General features: G+C 65.3%; 1 protein-coding gene and 1 pseudogene. Both read right to left on the minus strand.

The window, feature by feature from the left end; genetic code table 11:
• Positions 1-110, minus strand: a pseudogene (locus JOZ79_RS00745) (acyl-CoA thioesterase); the annotation flags it as partial.
• On the minus strand, positions 107-2,170 hold the full coding sequence (locus tag JOZ79_RS00750) for a S9 family peptidase (protein ID WP_294069239.1): 2,064 nt from the start codon (positions 2,168-2,170) through the stop codon (positions 107-109). The pseudogene JOZ79_RS00745 and the gene JOZ79_RS00750, both read right to left, overlap by 4 nt.
• Positions 2,171-2,235 lie beyond the last annotated feature (65 nt).

Here is a 2,235-nt window from a genome sequence, read left to right on the forward strand (position 1 = left end):
ACCGCGATCTGCTGCACCCACTGGACCCAGACGGCATTGTTGACGTGTCCGAGCTCGTCGATGTGCTCCGGGCCGGCGGTGAAGCCGAGCTCGAATTGCGGCCGGGTCACGCTCCGGTCTGGGTCAGGACGAACGCGTAGGTCTCCGAGACCTCGTGGAGCTTCTCCCACCGCCCCGACTTGCCGCCGTGCCCTGCGCCCATGTTGATCTTGAGCAGGAGGAGGTTGCCGTCCGTCCTGGTCGCGCGCAGCTTCGCGGCCCACTTTGCGGGCTCCCAGTAGGTCACGCGCGGGTCGGTGAGGCCGCCGGTGATCAGCATCGGCGGATAGTCCTGCGCCTTGACCTGATCATAGGGCGAGTAGCTGCGAATGTAGTCGAATGCCGCCTTGTCCTCGATCGGGTTGCCCCACTCGGGCCATTCGCCCGGCGTCAGCGGGAGCGTGTCGTCCAGCATCGTGTTCAGCACGTCGACGAAGGGGACGTCCGCTACGATCGCGCCCCACAGCCCGGGGTCGCTGTTGGCGACTGCGCCCATCAGCTCGCCGCCGGCCGAGCCGCCGTTGATCGCAATTTTTCCCGCCGCGGTGAATTTCTCCGCGACCAGCCCCTTCGCCGCATCCACGAAGTCGTTGAACGTGTTGGTCCGCTTGGTGAGCTTGCCGTCCAGGAACCACTGGTAGCCGAGGTCGTCACCGCCCCGGATGTGAGCGATGGCGCAGGCCCAGCCACGGTCCAGCAGGCTGATCCGGTTGGAGTTGAACACCGGCGGGATCGCAAGGCCGTAGGCACCATAAGCATAAAGGAAAAGCTTGCCCTCGCCGTTCTTCTCGAAGCCTTTCTTGTAGACCACGGACGCCGGCACCTGGACGCCGTCGCGCGCCGGCAGCATCAGCCGCTCGGTCACATATTGCGCCGGGTCATAGCCGGACGGGATCTCCTGGACCTTTCGAACCTCGAGCGCCGCCGTGTCCGGATGATAGTCATAGACCGTCGCCGGCGTGACCATCGATGAATAAGCCAGGCGATAGGATTGCGGTGCGAACTCGGGATTGCCGAGGAAGGCGGCGCTGTAGCTCGCCTCCTCGAACGGGATTCGCGTCTCGTCGCCGGCGTAGGTGCGAAGGCGGAGCTGGTCGAGCCCGTCGACCCGGCTGCTGATCGCCAGGTGGTCGCGGTAGGATGTCGCGCCGGTCAAATAGACACGGTCCGACCCCGCGATCACCGTCCGCCACTCGCCCGGAGTGGCGATATCCGCCTCCGCAAGCCGGAAGTTCACATGATTGTCGTTGGTGTGGATCCACAGTTTCCCGTGAGCCGCGTCCACGTGATACTCCCGGTTCGGCTTCCTCGCCGAAATCAGCGTCAGCGGCCGCGTCGGGTCGTCAGCGCCGACGAACCGCACTTCGCTGGTCGCATTGTCGCCGGTCGCGACGAAGATCAGGCTCTTGTCCTGCGACTTGCCGATTCCGACCGAGAAGCCGAGTTCCTCGACCTCTTCATAGAGCGTCAAGTCGTCGTCAGCCGGCGCTCCCAGCCGGTGGAAGCGGGCGCGGTAGCTGCGCCAGTTGTCGTTGACTTCGGTGTAGACAATCCCGTCCGATCCACTCGTCCAGACCGGCTGACCAATGCCGACGTCGGTGATCGTCTCGATGTCCTTGCCAGTGGCCAGGTCGCGCACCCGCAGCTGGAATCGCTCTGACCCATTGTCGTCGACCAGCGTCGCAAGCAGCTTGCCGTCCGGGCTGACCTCCATCGCGCCGAGCCGAAAATAGTCCTTGCCCTCGGCCTCTGGAGGCTCGTCAAACACGACCTCGTCCGGGCCGCCCGCTGCCAGTTTGCGCCACCAGGTCCGGTACTGGGCGCCCGGCTTGAACGCCCACCAGTAAAGCCAGTCGCCGTCGCGGACCGGGACCGAGCTGTCGTCTTCCTTGATCCGTCCCTTCATCTCCTCGAACAGTTCGTCGAGCAGCGGGCGATGCTTGCCCGCCCAATGCTCGAAATAGCCGTTCTCCGCTTTCAGGTAGGCGAGCACGTCCTCGTCACCGACCTCGGGGTATTTGGGATCGCGAAGCCAGTGCCACGGATCCTCGATCGTGACCCCGTGGCGTTCGTAGCTGTAGGGGCGCCGGTCGGCGGCGGGCGGCTGGGGAAGCTCGGCTGGACGGTCCATGCGCTCCTCGAAAGAGGATTGCCGCGGCCGCGTCCAGCCGAAAAGTGCCTCCTCGTCAGGCGGCG

The organism is Sphingomonas sp. (assembly GCF_019242355.1).
Lineage (GTDB): Bacteria > Pseudomonadota > Alphaproteobacteria > Sphingomonadales > Sphingomonadaceae > Sphingomicrobium.

Excerpts from the sequence above, each read along its gene's own strand:
- JOZ79_RS00750 (WP_294069239.1), bottom strand. The coding sequence starts at position 2,170 with ATGGACCGTCCAGCCGAGCTTCCCCAGCCGCCCGCCGCCGACCGGCGC.